The organism is Pelagicoccus enzymogenes (genome assembly GCF_014803405.1).
Classification (GTDB): domain Bacteria; phylum Verrucomicrobiota; class Verrucomicrobiia; order Opitutales; family Opitutaceae; genus Pelagicoccus; species Pelagicoccus enzymogenes.
Window position 1 is genome coordinate 576,821 of record NZ_JACYFG010000051.1, and the last position, 16,527, is coordinate 593,347.

15 protein-coding genes and 1 other RNA gene are annotated in these 16,527 nt (G+C 57.8%); 5 read left to right on the forward strand and 11 right to left on the reverse strand.

The window, feature by feature from the left end; translation table 11 throughout:
• Nucleotides 1–94 precede the first annotated feature (94 nt).
• Nucleotides 95–1,621, forward strand: coding sequence for an alpha-N-arabinofuranosidase (locus IEN85_RS21230; protein WP_425503179.1), 1,527 nt, complete (start codon nucleotides 95–97; stop codon nucleotides 1,619–1,621).
• A gap of 231 nt (nucleotides 1,622–1,852) precedes the next feature.
• On the opposite strand, the gene IEN85_RS21235 is transcribed toward IEN85_RS21230, so the two are convergent.
• The 4 genes from IEN85_RS21235 to IEN85_RS21250 all read right to left on the reverse strand — a co-directional run bounded on the left by IEN85_RS21235 (nucleotide 1,853) and on the right by IEN85_RS21250 (nucleotide 6,627).
• Nucleotides 1,853–4,624, reverse strand: coding sequence for an exo-rhamnogalacturonan lyase family protein (locus IEN85_RS21235; RefSeq protein ID WP_191619107.1), 2,772 nt, complete (start codon nucleotides 4,622–4,624; stop codon nucleotides 1,853–1,855).
• A 250-nt stretch (nucleotides 4,625–4,874) separates the two neighbouring features.
• Nucleotides 4,875–5,285 (reverse strand): ester cyclase, encoded by a 411-nt coding sequence (locus tag IEN85_RS21240; protein WP_191619108.1) that lies wholly within the window; start codon nucleotides 5,283–5,285, stop codon nucleotides 4,875–4,877.
• A 5-nt stretch (nucleotides 5,286–5,290) separates the two neighbouring features.
• Nucleotides 5,291–5,764 carry an anthrone oxygenase family protein gene (locus IEN85_RS21245; protein ID WP_191619109.1) on the reverse strand — a complete coding sequence of 158 codons (474 nt, stop codon included), beginning with the start codon at nucleotides 5,762–5,764 and terminating at the stop codon, nucleotides 5,291–5,293.
• Complete coding sequence (locus IEN85_RS21250) at nucleotides 5,761–6,627, reverse strand: NmrA family NAD(P)-binding protein (protein WP_191619110.1); 867 nt, start codon at nucleotides 6,625–6,627, stop codon at nucleotides 5,761–5,763. Before IEN85_RS21250 ends, IEN85_RS21245 begins: the two co-directional genes overlap by 4 nt.
• An 84-nt stretch (nucleotides 6,628–6,711) precedes the next feature.
• Here IEN85_RS21250 and IEN85_RS21255 point away from each other — a divergent pair, with 84 nt between their 5' ends.
• From IEN85_RS21255 to IEN85_RS21265, 3 genes are all read left to right on the forward strand, one after another.
• Nucleotides 6,712–7,656 (forward strand): cupin domain-containing protein, encoded by a 945-nt coding sequence (locus tag IEN85_RS21255; RefSeq protein ID WP_191619270.1) that lies wholly within the window; start codon nucleotides 6,712–6,714, stop codon nucleotides 7,654–7,656.
• Between the two features lie 126 nt (nucleotides 7,657–7,782).
• Nucleotides 7,783–8,235, forward strand: a complete 453-nt coding sequence (locus IEN85_RS21260; RefSeq protein WP_191619111.1) for a glycine zipper 2TM domain-containing protein — start codon at nucleotides 7,783–7,785, stop codon at nucleotides 8,233–8,235.
• Between the two features lie 188 nt (nucleotides 8,236–8,423).
• Entirely contained in the window at nucleotides 8,424–8,618 is a 195-nt protein-coding gene (locus tag IEN85_RS21265; RefSeq protein WP_191619112.1) for a hypothetical protein, read from the forward strand.
• Between the two features lie 50 nt (nucleotides 8,619–8,668).
• Here IEN85_RS21265 and IEN85_RS21270 read toward each other — a convergent pair whose 3' ends face one another.
• The 4 genes from IEN85_RS21270 to IEN85_RS21280 all read right to left on the reverse strand — a co-directional run bounded on the left by IEN85_RS21270 (nucleotide 8,669) and on the right by IEN85_RS21280 (nucleotide 12,368).
• Nucleotides 8,669–9,577 (reverse strand): histone deacetylase family protein, encoded by a 909-nt coding sequence (locus IEN85_RS21270; RefSeq protein ID WP_191619113.1) that lies wholly within the window; start codon nucleotides 9,575–9,577, stop codon nucleotides 8,669–8,671.
• A gap of 70 nt (nucleotides 9,578–9,647) precedes the next feature.
• Nucleotides 9,648–10,574, reverse strand: coding sequence for a glutathione S-transferase family protein (locus IEN85_RS21275; protein ID WP_191619114.1), 927 nt, complete (start codon nucleotides 10,572–10,574; stop codon nucleotides 9,648–9,650).
• Nucleotides 10,575–10,661: 87 nt separating this feature from the next.
• A complete protein-coding gene (locus tag IEN85_RS24725; RefSeq protein ID WP_263597567.1) occupies nucleotides 10,662–10,793 on the reverse strand; it encodes a hypothetical protein in 132 nt (43 codons plus the stop codon).
• Between the two features lie 486 nt (nucleotides 10,794–11,279).
• Nucleotides 11,280–12,368 carry a hypothetical protein gene (locus tag IEN85_RS21280; protein ID WP_191619115.1) on the reverse strand — a complete coding sequence of 363 codons (1,089 nt, stop codon included), beginning with the start codon at nucleotides 12,366–12,368 and terminating at the stop codon, nucleotides 11,280–11,282.
• A 442-nt stretch (nucleotides 12,369–12,810) separates the two neighbouring features.
• Between IEN85_RS21280 and IEN85_RS21285 the strand changes: the two genes are divergently transcribed.
• The gene (locus IEN85_RS21285; RefSeq protein WP_191619116.1) at nucleotides 12,811–13,593 is read left to right on the forward strand and encodes an energy transducer TonB; all 783 of its coding nucleotides are present in this window, start codon (nucleotides 12,811–12,813) and stop codon (nucleotides 13,591–13,593) included.
• A 608-nt stretch (nucleotides 13,594–14,201) separates the two neighbouring features.
• Here IEN85_RS21285 and IEN85_RS21290 read toward each other — a convergent pair.
• From IEN85_RS21290 to ssrA, 3 genes are all read right to left on the reverse strand, one after another.
• On the reverse strand, nucleotides 14,202–15,227 hold the full coding sequence (locus IEN85_RS21290) for a nucleotidyl transferase AbiEii/AbiGii toxin family protein (protein WP_191619117.1): 1,026 nt from the start codon (nucleotides 15,225–15,227) through the stop codon (nucleotides 14,202–14,204).
• A complete protein-coding gene (locus IEN85_RS21295) occupies nucleotides 15,224–15,889 on the reverse strand; it encodes a DUF6088 family protein (RefSeq protein ID WP_318186765.1) in 666 nt (221 codons plus the stop codon). The genes IEN85_RS21290 and IEN85_RS21295 overlap by 4 nt, the downstream gene beginning before the upstream one ends.
• Nucleotides 15,890–16,117: 228 nt before the next feature.
• Nucleotides 16,118–16,477: a transfer-messenger RNA gene (gene ssrA, locus IEN85_RS21300) on the reverse strand.
• Nucleotides 16,478–16,527: the final 50 nt, after the last annotated feature.

Genomic DNA, 16,527 nt, shown 5'->3' on the forward strand with positions numbered 1-16,527 from the left:
TGGCCTAGACAGATGTTCCGTATGCGAAATCCAATTACGGCAGAATCCCCCGCCTACCGTTGAACCCCACACGACTATGACCCTACTCAAATCAATGCTACCTACCCTCGCTCTGGCTGTTGCCGTCTCGGCTGAACCGGTGCATCAGATGACGATCGATACGTCCGGCTCGAACGGGCATATCAGCGAGCACATCTATGGACACTTCGCCGAGCACTTAGGTCGCGGCATCTACGACGGCTTTTGGAAGAAGGACGCCAATGGCGACTACATTATTCGCGACGACGTCGTGGCGACCTTGAAGGAACTGGGCGTGCCCAATCTCCGTTGGCCGGGCGGCTGTTTCGCCGACTACTATTTCTGGGAGCACGGCATTGGCCCCAAGGACCAGCGTCCCACGGTGGTAAACAATCTCTGGGGCGGGGTAACCGAGGACAACTCCGTCGGCACCCATGAGTTCATGGATCTGGTGGCTGAGTTGGAAACCGAACCGATCGTAGTAGGCAACGTGGGCAGCGGATCGGTCGAAGACATGGCGAACTGGTGGCAGTACATCAACCATCCCGGCGAAAGTCCCATGGCCAAGCTGCGCCGCGAAAACGGCCGAGACGAACCGTGGAAGGTGCGTTTCTGGGGCGTAGGCAATGAGAGCTGGGGCTGCGGCGGCCATATGCGGCCGGAGTACTACGCCGATCTCTATCGCCGTTTCGCGACCTTTCTGCATGCTTACGGAGACGTGAAGCCGTTCCGCATCGCGACGGGGCCCGCAGGCGGCGACTACAATTGGACCGAAGTCGTGATGGAGCGGGCGGGCCGCATGATCGACGGTATCGACTTGCACCACTACACGCTTGATGGCTCTTGGTCGACGCACAAGGGGCAGGCCGTCAATTTCGATGAAGGCGGCTGGTACCGCTTGATGGGAAGAGCGATGGAGATGGACGAACTCATCACCAACCACAAGGCCATCATGGACGCGCACGATCCCGAGAAGCGCGTTTGGCTGATCGTGGGCGAGTGGGGGACTTGGCATGAGCAGGAAGAGGGCTCCATCCCCGGTTTCCTGTATCAGCAAAACACTTTGCGCGATGCCCTCTCGGCTTCCGTCACGCTCGACATCTTCCACCAGCACTTGGATCGCGTGAAGATGGCCAACATCGCCCAGACGGTAAACGTGCTGCAAGCGATGATCCTGACAGATGGCGAACGCATGTTGCGCACGCCCACCTTCCATACATTCGACCTCTACAAGCCCCACCGCGAGGCTACCGCCTTGCCCTATGAGCTCGATCGAGGGGAGTACAAGTACGACGGCGAAGAAGGTGAGCCTTTGCCTGCCATCAGCGCGACCGCTTCTATCAACGATGCCGGACGTATCCATTTGAGCCTGACAAATATTGACCCCAACGAAGCGCGTACGGTTGAGGTACAGTTTGCCGACGGGAAGAAGCTCAAGGTGAAGGAGGCTCGTATCCTTACGGCTGATGCCATGAATGCTCGCAATACCTTCGACGCTCCCGACGCTCTGGTGCCGAGCGCGTTCAAGGGCGCCAAGTTCGCCAAGGGAAAGTTGGTCGTCAAGTTGCCAGCCAAGTCGTTGGTGACGATCGGTCTGGAGTAAACTTAAAGTCAGCAAGGCAGCTACGATCAAGCTGCGAAACGGTAGGGCTGGCGCTCGCTGACATGCTGTGTTGCAAAATTGCACTGCGGCGTGTCGCGAGCGACAGCCCTACGACATTTTAGGGCGGTGCCTGATGGAGGAACGACTTCTATGTCGTCCGCGTTGCTAGATCCTGCAACGCGGACGCTGGCTGAAGCTCAGCGCTACGGTTTTTGAATCTTCTCCCTGCGGCTACTGCTTGCTCAAGGCTTGCGGTATCAGGGCGGACACTTGGATGGCTGCGAGGCCCCATTGGGCAGAGTCGTTGGTAGAGACCCAAGCCGCCTCGTCAACTGGATTGAGGACATCGGGACCGTCGATGCGGTGCGTCTTCAGTTCCACTCGAGATCCCCACTCGTTCCTGTAGAAGGCGTCGACGGCTCGTTCCGCGAGCTTGGGATCGTCCTTCATGTAGGAGGCGTAAGCGGTGATGCGGGAGTGCGAGCTTTCGAAGCCCGGACCGCGGAAGGTGGTTCCATAAACAGCCTGGACCTCTTCGTCGGGCGCGTTGCAGAGGCTGCAGTACTGGAGCCAAGCCTCCTCGAACTCGGGGACGTCCAAGTTTTGGATCAGCTCTGCGCAAATGGCGGGCAGGCCGAACATAATACTCAAATGGGACACGCGATTGGGAACTTCGTCGATAGGGATCATCGACTTCGTCTCGGGATCGTAGTCGAAGGCAGTGGTGAAGAACCCGTACTTCGATTTCCCGATGGCTCGCATGGTATCCTCGATCCAACCGCGATACTTGGGATCGCCGGTGCGCTCCCAAGCGGTGAACCAGTTGGAGACGGTGGCTCCGTAGTCGGTTCCTGGAGACATAATGGATTGCTCTGGAGTGAAGGGCTCGCCTGGCAACTTACGGCGTGGGTTGAGGGTGCCGAGAGCCTTGTCCGCCTCGATCACTTCGTTCAGCACGTCTCCAGTGCGCTCGTCGGTGGTGAGGAAGTAGTGGAAGCGGCGGTTCATGGCGGTGCTGATGCGCAACTGTTTGGCGCTGCAACCCCAATGCTGCACGTTGTGGCGGGTGCCAAGGCCCTTGAAGCGGCCGAGGTGGTAGATGTCTACGTCGCGATTATGGCGATTCATCGCCTCTGCTAAGCGGAAGGCTTTGCTGTTGCCGTCGCGCAGGAAGGTGTACCATAGCCACATGTCGGAGGAGAGCTCGGAGTTGTCCCAAGCATAGCCTCCTACGTCGTAGCGCCAGACGTGGCGGTCGCGGTCGTAGGTGTGCATGACGTCGCCGTAGTCCCAGAAGCCATACCAGTGACGTTGTTCGACTTGGTCGTGATAGAACTCGATGGACCAGTCGAGGCGGTCTTCCAGTTTGGAGAGGGCAGGTGTGGAACGATTAGGGAGGTCCCACATATTGCTGAAGACTCGGGCGCGGTGCAGGTCCTCGGGGCTGGGAACCAGCTGAGGTGGGTGGGCGGTGAATTGGGAAAGCTCCGCCAGTCGTTCGCGTGAGGGCGTCGCGTCGTGGGCCCAGAGATAGAGATCGGTTGAGCGAGCTACGCCGTGCGGGGTGCCGAAGCCGGGCTCGTAGTCTTCGTAGGTGATGTTTAGGGCGTCCAACTGCTTGGCGTAAGGCGTGTCCGGGACGCTGGTTCGCACGCCTGGAACGTCTGTGCCCTCGAGCGGGCCTTCCACATCCTGGCCGAGCCCGTCATGGTAGAAGCGGATGTCCATGGGAGGGGAGTCGGGTGACCACATCCAGAGGGTGACTTCGGCGTTGTCGGTAGCGGCGTCGCGGATGTCGAGCTGCGTGGGATGGAGCTTCCAGAAGTCGCGCATTCCGAAGGAAACGCCGCCGCTGGCGCCGCCCACGTAGCCGAAACCGTTGGCTCGTTCCCCTTGGTCGACGGGGACCCAGCCTTGGCCTGCTTTGGTTCGCTTGCGCAGCGAGAAGCCGTTGGCATTGGGCTGGCTCAGCGAAAAGTCGCCCCATGTAGGTACCCAGTGGATACGGCTGCTGACGTTCGTTGGCCAGGTGGTGATGTCGGGAACCTTTTCGCCGGCGACCTGAGCGTCGCGCACTTCCTTGCCCGAGTCGCGGCGCAGGCCGGTGAGGCCTTGGACTGCCTCGCCCCAAATCCCGTCGTTCTGTCCGGCAAAGCGGACATGGCGATCGTAGTAGGCATCGCCCATGGGAACGTGGAAGCGGACGCCGAGGGAGCTGATGAAATCCTTCTCTTCGTCGCCGTCGAAGACGAAGGTATGGGCCATGCGGATACCTTCGCTGCCAGCGTGGAAATACAGCCTTACGGAAAAGGGCAGCCAATCGCGTTGTCCGCCGGTCCGATGGGTGCCGGTGATTTTAACGACGGCGCGAACGGGTCCGCTTTGTTCAAGCTCGACGGTTTCGATTTCGCTGCTGAAGGGCTCCACATTTGCTCCGCGTTCCGGGGCGTCTTGGCGGGTGCCGGTAAGCAGGCCGTTGACGAGCACGGGCTTGCCTTTGCGGGAGACCGAGGAAATGAGTGCGGCCCCGCTATGTGGGAGCTCGCAGAGGATGGTTCCGGTGTCTACCAGGGTGGAGTCAGCAGTCTGCTTGACGCTCACCGGCGAGGAGTGAGTCGCGGGGGAGCCAGCTGCGATTTCGTAGTAGTCGGCTGCGGGCGCGTCGGGCGCCAAGGCGTGCCCGGTCCACTTGAGGCTGCCATCGGGCCAAGTGGCCGTGGTCCAAGTCTGTACGGGCACGGCTTTGCCGTTCGGCGTCTTGACCGTAAAGGTGGTGTCGGCTCGATGTTCACCCTTGGGCCATGCCACGCCGAAGGCGGTGCCGGCGTGGGCTTGTTGTCCCTCCAGCCAACGCAGCTGGCCTTTGCCGGCTGTGGGCTTGGGGTAGGCTTTTTTTCCAGCAACGGCCTGGGCGGACGCATCTTGGGCCGAGACGAGAGTCTTGGCTGAGATGGCGAGTAGGGATGTAGTGGAGATGAAACTACGGCGGCAGATGTTTTTCATGTGCGTTGGGGCTGAGGCAGTGAAGGGTTTGGGCGTTTGAAGCGCTAAGGATTCGAAATGAGTCTTTTTTTGGGGGGGCTGCGTGTCGGGTGGACCGGATGCTCGCGAACCACCCATGCAGGGTAGTCAACTCGGGCCATTTGTCACGCCGTGCGGAGACTAACATGCTCCCCAGCCTCGGAGACGAGAACTACATTTGTCAGACAGTAAGAGCCCGCCTTTCGGCAGGCGGGCTCTCGGGACTATCGCTTCACTGCTTGACCAGCCCCAGTTGCTGCAGCAAGCCCAGCTGGTCGAGCAATTCCCACTCGTGGAGGATCAGCGGCCCCTCGAATCGGCTGATGATGACGCCCTGCAGTTGCACGGATTTTCCGGTAGCGGGGACGCCGAGGAAAGGGCCTTGGTGGCTTCCGCTCAGGGAGATGCGCGTGCAGACGCTTTGCCCTTCGGCGATCTGCTCCTCGATGGCGATATACAGGTCCGGGAACGCGCTGCGCAGAGCTAGCACGAAGGCTTTCAGTTGCTCGACTCCTTGCATGGCTTCGTTGGGAGAATCGTAGCGATAGGAGGCGTGGATCACTTCGTCGATCACTCTGAGGTTGCCCCGGTTGAGGGCTTCCTCGATGAAGATGCGTACGGTTTGCTTGTTTTGCTCTTTCATTGGTTTCAGGCGGGAAGGAGTCCCATGAGGACGCAGAAGGCGGCGAGGATTGCGGCAGCGGTGCGCAAGTGGTTGAGAAAGGTCCAGCGCGGCAAGTAGCTTTGCCAGGTTGCGTGCCCCGCGGGATCGCTCGGGCTCGCGGTAGCGAGTCGATTGTTCAGCGGCACGTTTCCGAGCGCGGTGACCAGGAAGGTCCCCAAGAAGTAGCTGAGACCGCCAGCGATAAGCCAAGGCGAGGTGGTTGTCGCGATCCCGTTGACGACAAGGATTACGGACAGCAGGGCGGTGCCGCAGAATAATCCGAGGAAGAGGGGATTGAGCACCACGATGTTTATGGATTGCATCGCGTGCATCCCCGCAGGGTCTGGGATCCTCCCGAGCGCTTTCATTACGAAGGAAGAGAAGGCAAAGAAGATGCCTCCGACCAAGGCGCACCCGAACAAGGCGGACACTTCGATAACAAGTATCCAGGAGTTCATGACAGAACCTCCTTGGGATTCCAAATCCCATCTGCAGCGGCGGCGTTCGCGAAATCGGAGAAGTCGCGCGGGGCGCGCCCGAGAGCACGCTGTACGCCATCGGTGAGGTAGGCGTTGCGGCCGTCGAAGACCTCAGAGATCAGTTGGGCGATTGGCAGGGCTTCTTCCGATGAAAATCCGTGTTGGGTAAGTTCTTCCGCGTATTGGGAAACGGATACGCTGTGGAACTCTATGGTTCGACCGATGGCTTCGCTCAGTTCGCTGGCCACTTGCTCTAGGGTTAGCAGTCGTGGACCAGTGAGCTCGTAGACCTGTCCGATGTGGCGATTGTCCGTAAGAGCGGCAAATGCGACGTCGGCGATGTCCTCCGCGTCGACGAATGGCTCTTTCGTTTGACCGACGGGCATGGCGAGGTGTCCGTGGGCAATTGCTTCAGCGAAGGATTCGCTGAAGTTTTGGTTGAAGACCGAGCAGCGGACAATGGTCCAGTCCGCACCCGAATTCTGGATACGTTGCTCCGCGTCCCGGGCGCCTTCCTCCCCGCGGCCGGAGAGGAGGACGAGGCGTTTGACCCCATGGTCGAGGGCAACCCTTGCGAAGCCTTCCACCAAGTCGGCAGCGCCTGGGAAGGCGAGATCTGGATAAAAGGTGATGTAGGCGGACTGGACCCCTTCGAGAGCGGGAGCCCAAGTAGAGTTGTCTTGCCAGTCGAAGGGCGTCTCGCTTGAGCGCGAAGCGGCTTTCACGGGCAGGCCGGCGGCTTGCAGGCGTTGAGCGACGCGGCGGCCGGTTTTTCCATTGGCCCCGATGACGAGCACGGCACGGGGAGATTGAGTTGACGGTGTTTGTGTATTCGTTGTCATAACCCCTGTAGCCTAGCGAATTCTCGGCAATCAGGCCATAGCTCGGATGCTCAAGCTCATAAGCGATCGTCTAAAATGAAGGAAATCGACGCGTTCAGCGGACTATTGGAAGGCCCTAGGGCTCGCGGCGCCTTTGCTTTGCGTGGCTTGTTGGCGTCGCCATGGAGCTTGAGGATCGAAGCCGATTCCCCCTTGACGGTGATTGCGATGGTAAGGGGAGGCTGCCACATCGCACACGACAATGGGGCGGCGGTTTCGCTGGAAGCGGGGGATGTCGCCATCACGCGGGCTCCCGGGCACTACACTGTATCCGACTTTTCGGGCACGGAGCCGACGGTCTACGTTTATCCTGGCCAAGAGTGCCGTTCGCCGGAAGGGCGTTCCCTTCACGAGGAGATGAAGCTTGGGGTACGGACCTGGGGCAACGATTTGGGGGCGGACACCTTGATGTTGATCGGGAGTTACGAATCGATGGCGGACGTGAGCGAGCGCTTGCGGGATGCCTTGCCGCCTTTGCTTTGGGTAAAGGGGGAGGCTTGGGAGTCGCCCTTGATTCAGATGCTGAGCGACGAGATGGCGCGTGACGCTCCAGGACAGGCTGCGGTTTTGGATCGCTTGCTGGATATGCTGCTGATCGCAATTCTCCGAAAGTGGTTCGAACGGGGAGAGGCGCGCGAGCTGCCATGGTATCAAGCCAAGGGAGATCCAGTGGTGGGGCAGACCCTGAAGCTGATCCACAAGGAGCCGGCTCGCCCTTGGACTCTGGCGAGCCTATCAGCGGAAGTCGGGGTGTCGCGAGCGGCCTTGGCGCGGCGCTTCAGCGAAACGGTGGGGGAGCCGCCCATGGCCTTCCTGACTCAGTGGCGCCTGGCTCTGGCGGCGGACCTTTTGTGCGAGCCGGATCAAACGGTGGGAACCGTGGCGGAGCGCGTGGGATACGGTAGCCCGTTTGCCTTGAGTTCCGCTTTTAAGCGCGTGCGAGGAATGAGTCCGCAGGAGCATCGGGAGCGGGTACTGGCGGGCGCTTGAGCGGTCTGGACTGCTGCTGAATTTTGCACGGACGGTCTGCATTTTGCAGGCTAACGAAGACGGTTCCCCTCGGTGAGCCTTGGTGTAGGGACCCGTGGCGCGGCGAATGCGTTGGGGGCCTTCGTTATGAAAACGATACCCGGAAAGAATACTGGATTGAAACGTCAACTGTGGATCGCTTGTGGAGCGGGAGCCCTTTGCGTCGGCTTGGTGGGGTGCGCCTCCTCTGGCTACCACGAACGTCGCGGCGCCGCTGCGGGGGCGACGGCGGGGGCTATTATCGGCGGCATCATCGGTCACCAATCCGGTGAAGAAGGCGAGGGGGCCGCCATCGGTGCGGCTGCCGGAGCGATGATCGGCCGCGAGGCTGGTCGAGCGAAGGACGAGGCGGACTATCGCACGGAGAGCGAACGCGATGTGGATCGCGCCGTGGACTACGGCGACTTGATGACGGATGCCGAAAAGGAACGGGTACGAGCCCGCGCCGACAAGGATATCATCGTCGACTGGTCGGCTTACTTGACCCCTGACGAGAAGCGGAAGCTGATGGACCGTGCGGGCAGCTCGGTGGGGGGCTGATGACTTGAGGGCGGATATCGTCTAATGCAAATTTGCTGGGCAGGGCGCAGAGCCCTGCTTCTTTTTTGAAAAAGGCTGTCACCTTACCTGAGGAGGTTGGCACTTAGAGGATGAAAAGGGAGATTCGAGCCAAGACGCTTCAGTCCGAAGCGCTCAGGGATCTTCCTCTAACCTCTATCCATACGGAAATGACAGAACCAATGAACCACCAAAAAGCCTGTGTTGGAATCGCCGCTATCGTTAGCGGTGTGAGCGTGGGCATCGTCGCCCTCTTCGCCATCTTTGCCCCGGTGTCCTTGCCTGCAGCAGGTTGGATCGTAGCACCGCTCAGCCTCATGGGGATTGGCTTGGGATTCTTGAGCACGAAGCCGAGCAATCGCTAGGACGTGCCGAACCAAGGTTCCGAGCTTGCTGCTCGCAGCTCTGGAAAGGCTCAAGCTCGAGCGGAGGAGACTGCCTGCGCTGCTTGTTGGAACAGGTCTTCAAAGGCGTCCACAGTGAGTTCGATCGGCTTCGCGTAACCACCGCCCATAAAGATCACGATAGGGATTCCGTGTTGGGCATTGAGTTCGAAGACTTTCTGGTTGCGTTTTCGAAGGCCCTCTCGGGTGAGGGCGAGGTTTCCCAGCGCGTCCTCCGCTAGCGTATCGACGCCGGCTTGGAAGAGAATGAGATCGAAGCGATCCGCTTCAATTTCATCCATGGCGCGCTCCAGGATCTCCATGTATGAGAGGTCGCCGAGCTGGTCCTCCAGCCCGATGTCGAGATCGCTGCGTTGTTTTCTAAAAGGAAAGTTGCTCTGGGCGTGTATCGAACAGGTGAATACTCTAGGCTCCCGGGCTAGGATGGAAGCGGTGCCGTCTCCTTGATGCACGTCGAGGTCGAGGGAGAGGATACGCTGATCCTTTTTTTGCTGCAGGGCGTTCAGCGCGCAAAGCGCCACGTCGTTGAAGATGCAGTATCCGGAACCGAAGTCACGGTAGGCGTGATGGGTACCGCCGGCTAGATTGCCTGCTATTCCCCTTGTCTCCAATGCGAGGTCGAGGGCTTGCAGGCTGCCGCCAGCTATTCGCAAAGTCCGCTCGACGATGGCTGGAGTCCAGGGGCGCAGCCCGATGCGGCGCATGGCTTTCTCGTCGAGTTGGTTTGCCAAGAAGGTATCGATGTAGCGCAAGTCGTGGGCCAAGGCGAGTTCGTCTCGAGTGGCGAGACGCGGTTCGCGCAGTTCGATGGTTTCATGCTTATGCAGCCGTTCTGCCAAAAGGCGATAGCGTTCTCGCGGGAAGCGGGCGCTGGGATCGATACCTTCGGTGTAGATCGGATGGTAGAAGAGCGGCAGCATCGGCCCATTGCTAGCTATTCATGGCGGCAGGTCGATGCCGAAGTGAACGTTGCGGATGGCGGCTGCGAAGTTAGGAGAAGGGAAAGATCGAGTGTGGCCCCGCCGGTAGGATACCGCTTGGATTGAGTTCGTCGTGGGTGAGGTAGTAGTGACGCTTGATGTGGTCGAAGTCGACGGTTTCAGCAATTCCGGGAAGCCGATAGAGGCGCTCGGTATAAGCGATGAGGTTCGGGTAGTCGACGAGGCGACGCAGGTTGCATTTGAAGTGCCCGTGGTATACGGCGTCGAAGCGAATAAGGGTCACCCAAAGCCGCCAATCGGTTTCGGTTAAAGTGTCGCCAAAGAGGTAGGGGCCACGGTTCAGTCGCGATTCTAGCATGTCGAGCGTATCGAAAAGTGGATACAGCGCTGCATCGTAAGCCTTCTGGCTGGATGCGAAACCCGCTTGGTAGACCCCGTTGTTGACGGTTTCGTAAATGAGTTGATTGAGACGGTCGATCTGGCCGATCAAGTGAGGAGGGCAGTGGTCGTGCCCTTGTCCGGTGATTTTGGCGAAGGCGGAATTGAACATTCGCATGATGTTATCGTCGTTGTTGCTGACGATGCGCTTGGTCTCTTTGTCCCAAAGCACTGGCACGGTCACGCGCCCGTCGTAGTCGGGATCGGTCGCTCGGTAGGCTTCGCTCAAGTATTTGAAGCCGTTGAGCGGATCCGGTTGGCAGCGCGGCACGTTGTCTACGAAGCGCCAGCCTTTTTCGTCTCGAATCGGATCGACAACCGTCATACCTATGTGCGGAGCCAAGCCCTGCCGTTCCCGCATTATGATGGTGCGGTGAGCCCAAGGACAGGCCAGCGATACGTAGAGGTGGTAGCGGCCGGAGGCTGCGGGGTACTGGGAGTCAGGCGAGGGCGATACCCAGTTGTCGAAGGCGTCCTTTTGGCGTTCGAACGATCCGTCCTCGCTTTGCTCGTCGGGGAATTGGGCTTTTCGAGTCATGCCCGTGCCAACGAACGAAGGTCGGATTTGGCTGCATTGGACGAGTATCCGAATGAAGACTACACAGACGGGGTGTCGTGCCGTTTCTCAGTCTTTTTCGTCGTCTGCGGTCTCGTCAACTTCGGCTATGTTCTCGTTCACAACATTGTGGATAAGCACTCCGCCAAGGCAGAGGAAGCAGACGAGTATGCCGATGATAAATATGGTTAGGTCGCTCATTGTCGCCCCCTTGCTAGTAGTAAGGCCCCGGCCGAGCAGATTGAGGGTACCCAGATTCCGACAAATATTCCCTGCTCTTTGTGGCCCGAGAACCACAGGTAGTTTGCTAGCAGGAACGCGATGAAGGCGGCTGTGAAGAACAGCAGTTTTACCTTAGTCGAGGATTTCATTTTCTTTCCCATTTCCAGATAATGTTTTAGACAAGCCCAAGCGGGCTGGGGGAGGGGCTTTAACATGGGAACGAACCATCGCTCGGTGTTATTGAGTTTTATCGCCCCTCTGCGTCACTTTCAGGACTAGTTCAAGCTGCATCCAGAAACGCGCGAGTTGGATTGATTCAACGGGTATTGTTGGCTAGCCGACTGTTGTACCTGTAGAAAGGATACGAGAGGGATGGGCTCGCCTTCGCTCTCACTTGTGTTGCCGAATTGCCCGCGTCCTCCTGCTCGCAGCAAGGAACCGGAGGGAAGCGGTCGGAGACTCTGGCTAAAGGTTGTTCTCTGCCGTGGTGATGCGGTAGAAGAGGCAGTATGTATCCGTAAATAAGATACGGCGTTGTCCCATAGCCCCGGTGGAGAGGTCCGATTGTCCGTTCACGAAGGCGGAGGGATGTACCTTTTCCCAGATCCCGCTTCCGAGTTCGCTGCAGCTTTCGATCTGGATGGCTTGCTTGAGGCCGCTCGCGGGAAGCTGCAGGGTGAGCATGGGCTTGCCGTTTTCTAGTTCCGCTTTCCAAGGCAGCGCTCCGCTGTAGTTCGCAGGAAGGTTGAAGGCGAAGAGGAGGGCGAGGGGAATTCCAGCTGCGTTTTGGGTCCCGTCGTGCTGAAGTTCGTAGCCGTTTTCGAGCAGCCATTGGCCGAAGGGGCTGGGCGCGTTGAAGGTCGCTTCCGCGAGAGAGGAGCCGTTAAGGGTACGGGTCACTGCAGTGTCGGTATTGGGCATGAACTCGGAGCGGCGAGTGTCGACAACAGTGATGAAGGCAATCCGATAATTGCTTGTTCGACCATTGCGGCTTTCTTCGAAGACTTGCAGGCTCAGGTCGGTGCCCACTGGGCCCTCTGTGCGGTCTGGCGGATTGGTGGCGACGTTGATTTCTTGGGTTTGGGTGCGCCCGTCGATCGTCAGTTTTGCAGTGAGGATGCCGGCGATGGGGAAGGACTCCAGTCGGTCGTTTTCGAGGATCTTTCCCTCTGGGGAAATTGGATGGGCGGCGCCGATGGTGTTGACCCTCATCTGCAAGCCAGTCGTGCTTTGCTCGAAAACCACTTTCTTGATGCCGAGTCCATGCAGGTACATGGTCGCGGTGTTCTTGAAGGTGGTGGGCGATTCGGAAATCAATCCGGCCGTGAATCGAATGGCGGTGGGGCTTTGCGTCGCTGGGTCGAAGCTTAGCGTAGCCTCCATGCTGCCGGTGTGCTGAAACGTTTGCTCGGAGGTATCTCCAGTCGAGTAGCGAATCGAGCCAGTGCGCTCGCTTTCGACGATGGTGAAGACGACGGGGATCTCTGCAGCGACGGCGTAGCAGGATGCAAATAGCGATACAGTCGCTATGCAAACAAAGGGGATTCCATTCACGGAATTAATCGAATCAGGTGTTTTCGATTAGTCAATTGCGCGTGCGGGGCGTTTTGAGGGAAAAGTGGGGCTTTTTCTGGTTTGCGTGCGACTCGAGGAGGAGGCTCTTGGCGGGGGGTTGGTGAACACAGATTTCTCAGATGAGAGGGATGGATCTGTTGAGGGATGTTTTCAATTGATGGACCGAGCGGATTGAATGCTGGGGTTGGGGTGCTCCATAGTTTTGAACTGTGAAAACGGGTGGCGTTATTCTGGAGCTTCGCTGTCACTTTTTACTCGCTGCAGGTCGGTCTGTTTTATGGCTCATGCGAGCTGCGGCAGTTCGTATGTCAAAAAGTTAGATCCTTTCGATTTTTCCTTCGATTGACCCTTACGTGGCGCAGAGGAAGCTAAGCGATGCTCGTTTTTCTTTGGGACCCTTTATTCAAACAACGCAAAGAACATGAAAAAGTCGGTCTTCAGTCTAGTCGCAGCGCTCGCCTTGGTAGCGAGTATGTCTTCAACGCTTTCCTCGGAAGCTTTCGCCTCGGATAGCGTACAGGGTAGCAGTATTCAATTTTCCGTTACGGAGGCTCCCTCTTTTCCGCAGGAGTTGATGGAAAAAGGGCAGTCCACGGGGCTCGCTACGGTTCGGGTCATGGTCGACGAGCACGGATTCTTGGAGGACTGGATTGTCCTAGAGGCCTCGGATGTCTCGCTCGTCAACTCGATCGCGGAGGTCATATACGGTTGGGAATTTGTTTCGGCAAGGGTTGGTGGGCACGCGGTGAGATCCGTTGGGGACATCGTTGTGCAGCTCGATGCCGGCAAGGCTTATCAGCGGATGAGGCGGGATCGGGAGGACCTGTTGGAGAGTTCCTTCGTTAAGGTCTATACCAGGCAAGGCGAGATGCGTAGAACGCGTGCCCGTCCTCAGCGGGTGAACTATGTGGTGGCTCGCCAGCTTGACTCCAGTCCGCAGCTTGTCGCTTATCGCGAGCCGGCTATGGGTCGAGAGTTGTATGGAGAAAGCGACTACATAAGTGTCAGGATGGAATATTATGTGGACGCTGAAGGACGCGTGCGCATGCCTACGCCCGCCGAAAGGGGCGAGGACGTCGCGGACGAAGCCGTTTATGCGCTGCAGCATGCGATGAGGTCTTGGCGTTTTGCTCCGCTCACTGTAAACAAGGAGCCTGCAACGCTGCGCCTCGTGCAAACGATTCGCATAAAGAAGCCTCTTTAGAAAAAGGGTGGAGGAAGAAGAGCTAAGCTCTGGTTGAGTTTGTGGACGCGAAATCGTTGATGAGCTACCAAGGTCTGTCCTTGGCGGTATGGGGGATTGGCCGTTGTTGTGGGCCGCGAGTCGGTGCCCGATTGCTTCGTCACAAGGACATCAGGCTGACTTTCGAGGCCTACACAGTAAAACAAGCCCCTGCCTATTCGCGAAGCCTTGATGGGGCTTCCGTCGCTGGCAAAACGTAGAGGCGCCCAGCTTGGCGCATCTACTTTGGTCTCATAGGGTCAAATCGAGTCTCAGCCTGTCTCATTGGACAGGCCTGAAACCGATTTGAAAGACCTTGATTACGAGTCGGTTAGACGTCTTCTGTCTAGCCTTGTCTCGGGCGGTCAAATGGTGGAGGTGGCGGGAGTCGAAGGGATTGTTGGTGTGTCACTTTATTCCTAAATATACACCGAACGTTATCCATTAGCTACTTATACATTTAGTTAAGTGTGCAGAAATGACTCTAAACGCATCTTTCTGAAAATTATCAGGCACAAAATCGGCAATTGCCAACCTACTTTGATTCCCTTCCTGCGAGAAGCCTCAATGGCCTGATAGGATTGCAGGAGCTATCCATTCAGCGTCGATTCCGCTTCTCGTAGCGTATCCAAAATTTCCTCAAACGGTGGCGGGGTTCTGAAAAACATCTGCTCCATCGCCTTGTAGTCCTTCTTGAGGTTTTCGATAGCTTCCGGCCCAGGTAGCAAACGGAAACTTCCCCGTTTCGCGGTCTCATAGTTCGCCCACGAGGTGCGGAAGAAGCGGGACTTGTGTGCCACTACTCGCTTTAGCAGGTCGTCGTTCTCGAGCGCTTTCTTGCAGATCGGATTTCGCCAAAGCGCGGCGAAGTCTGCGTAGTGACGCGAGAAGCGGTCGCGTTGTCTCGGACTGGGACGGTGATACTCCGCGTGCAGGATGGTCGCTTTCTCCCAGAAGGTACGTTCGATTTCGAGGGCTACGACGTGAGCCTGGCAATCCTCGAAATGCCCGGGCGCGAGTTCGTCGACCATGGCGGAAACCTTGCGGCATCCCGTGGGACGCTGGTCGGTGAGCGAGCCAAACTCCAGTTTTACCCAAGGTGGAATATATCCGCTGTCTTTGGCGTTCCGGTCAGTTGGGTAGTGAAACAGCAGGACAGGCGAGTGAGTGGCTCCCTCCAGTTCATAGCTTAGCCAGGATTCGCCGTCTTGCCGCTTGCCGATACGTTGGGTGATTTCGTCCTCGAGGAGCGGCTTGAGTTGATCCTCGACTACGCTCGCGCAAATCGCCTGCAGTTGTTCCACCAGCTTTATACGTCTCGTATTCGAAAGGCCGATCGCTTCGAGCTCGCTTTCCTCGCAGCCAAGAAACCCAGGATCTACCGACAGATCGATGTCTTCGGAAAACCGCTGGATCGTGTTGTAGACTTTCGACAGGGAGGTGCCGCCTTTGAAGACGCAGTTGTCAGCAATCGGTTTGGCGTGAAAAAGGATACCGAGCATCCAGCAAACCCAGAAATCCTTTTCAACGATGGTTGTATCGATTCCTTGGGTACCTTGGTATTGCTGAAAATAGAGCCGCCGCTCACTGGCGGGCAAGGTGGCGAAGGCGTTCATTCTACCGTCCCTTTCGTTTGGGCAATCGCGCGCAGGTGCGGACGCATCCATGCCGGAGCGAGGCGAAGGTCGCTGATGAGCTGCTTGGCTTGCCGCTCGTCGATCGACTTTGCGATAGTGGCCACGCTTCGTTCGCTTACGCTGTCCTTGCCCATGTAGCGAAGGGCTTCGACGATCAAACCTGACATGCGGTCGGCCGCGGCAACGCGTTTCGGGGCTACGTGCTTTAGCTCGATCTCTAGTTTGCCAACCTGGACTTTTCGATTGGGACCATCCGATAGAAATACGATACGAGCAGGGACCTGTTCGGAGAGGTGGAGCAGATTCGCAGCATAGGCCCCCGTGGGGAGCAGGCGAACTTGGTCGCGCCCCTTCAATGCATCGACGATGGTCTCGATCGAGGGCGTCAGCTCCCCGAGGACGGGATGCGTTTGAGGGTAGGTGTAGAGTCCCCGTCCAATCCGTTTGATGTCTCCGGCTTTCACGTGACGCGACAAGGCCTTGGCGATGGCCGTCCGCTCTCCGAGATCGGCGAAGTCTGCGGTAGTCCAAACAGAACCCATCCCTTTTCCTCGTATGCGGCTAATTAACTTTTTATCAATGGATTGCGTCACGAAAGTCGACTGTAATATGTCACAAAAAACTATACTTTTTCGTGACACAATGCTTGGTTCTTAGGGGCGACGCAAGAAAGATTAGCAGTGAGCCCGAGGGGGGGCGGAGGGAACGGATCTGGTGTCGTTGCGAGGGACTGACCCGCATTGGCTAAACCTGCCCTCGCATCCGTCTAGAACAGACTCATTGCCCGACATTTGCCAGATCCAACCACTGCTCAAGAGGTGCAAACACATCTACTGGTATGCAGATCAGGCTGTTTAGATGAATACAAGTGGTGGAGGTGGCGGGAGTCGAACCCGCGTCCCTCGAGCCTTCACATAAGGCGTCTACATGTTTGTTTTCGTTTTTGATCTCGCTCCGCAGTCGCGACGAAACCGCGCTACTTTTGAAGCCAGCCGCTTGGTGAAGTACGGCCGAGACGCAAGTGGCGCCCATTCCCGGCTATGCTCGCTGGTCGTCGCTCCGCACCGCCTAGCGAGTATCGGCGGGGGAACGTAGCGCTATATTTAAGCAGCTAGAGGCATTTCTTCATGTGTGCCATTTGTGTTTTTGATAGACGATTTAAGAGGCCAACTATCATCCTCTACATGCAGCCAGATGCTCCAACTTGAGGTCGAATCCGGAACACCCCCATGGCAGGCGTAGCCTGCAATTGAGATTGAAAATTTCAGATGTCTTGTCG

What these genes read in the sequence shown, in the direction of transcription:
- IEN85_RS21265 (WP_191619112.1), top strand. Translation starts at nt 8,424, where the DNA reads ATGACAGAACCAATGAACCACCAAAAAGCCTGTGTTGGAATCGCCGCT.
- IEN85_RS21230 (WP_425503179.1), top strand. Translation starts at nt 95, where the DNA reads ATGCTACCTACCCTCGCTCTGGCTGTTGCCGTCTCGGCTGAACCGGTG.
- IEN85_RS21270 (WP_191619113.1), bottom strand. Translation starts at nt 9,577, where the DNA reads ATGCTGCCGCTCTTCTACCATCCGATCTACACCGAAGGTATCGATCCC.
- IEN85_RS21285 (WP_191619116.1), top strand. Translation starts at nt 12,811, where the DNA reads ATGAAAAAGTCGGTCTTCAGTCTAGTCGCAGCGCTCGCCTTGGTAGCG.
- IEN85_RS21235 (WP_191619107.1), bottom strand. Translation starts at nt 4,624, where the DNA reads ATGAAAAACATCTGCCGCCGTAGTTTCATCTCCACTACATCCCTACTC.
- IEN85_RS24725 (WP_263597567.1), bottom strand. Translation starts at nt 10,793, where the DNA reads ATGAGCGACCTAACCATATTTATCATCGGCATACTCGTCTGCTTCCTC.
- IEN85_RS21240 (WP_191619108.1), bottom strand. Translation starts at nt 5,285, where the DNA reads ATGAAAGAGCAAAACAAGCAAACCGTACGCATCTTCATCGAGGAAGCC.
- IEN85_RS21260 (WP_191619111.1), top strand. Translation starts at nt 7,783, where the DNA reads ATGAAAACGATACCCGGAAAGAATACTGGATTGAAACGTCAACTGTGG.
- IEN85_RS21250 (WP_191619110.1), bottom strand. Translation starts at nt 6,627, where the DNA reads ATGACAACGAATACACAAACACCGTCAACTCAATCTCCCCGTGCCGTG.
- IEN85_RS21245 (WP_191619109.1), bottom strand. Translation starts at nt 5,764, where the DNA reads ATGAACTCCTGGATACTTGTTATCGAAGTGTCCGCCTTGTTCGGGTGC.
- IEN85_RS21275 (WP_191619114.1), bottom strand. Translation starts at nt 10,574, where the DNA reads ATGACTCGAAAAGCCCAATTCCCCGACGAGCAAAGCGAGGACGGATCG.
- IEN85_RS21290 (WP_191619117.1), bottom strand. Translation starts at nt 15,227, where the DNA reads ATGAACGCCTTCGCCACCTTGCCCGCCAGTGAGCGGCGGCTCTATTTT.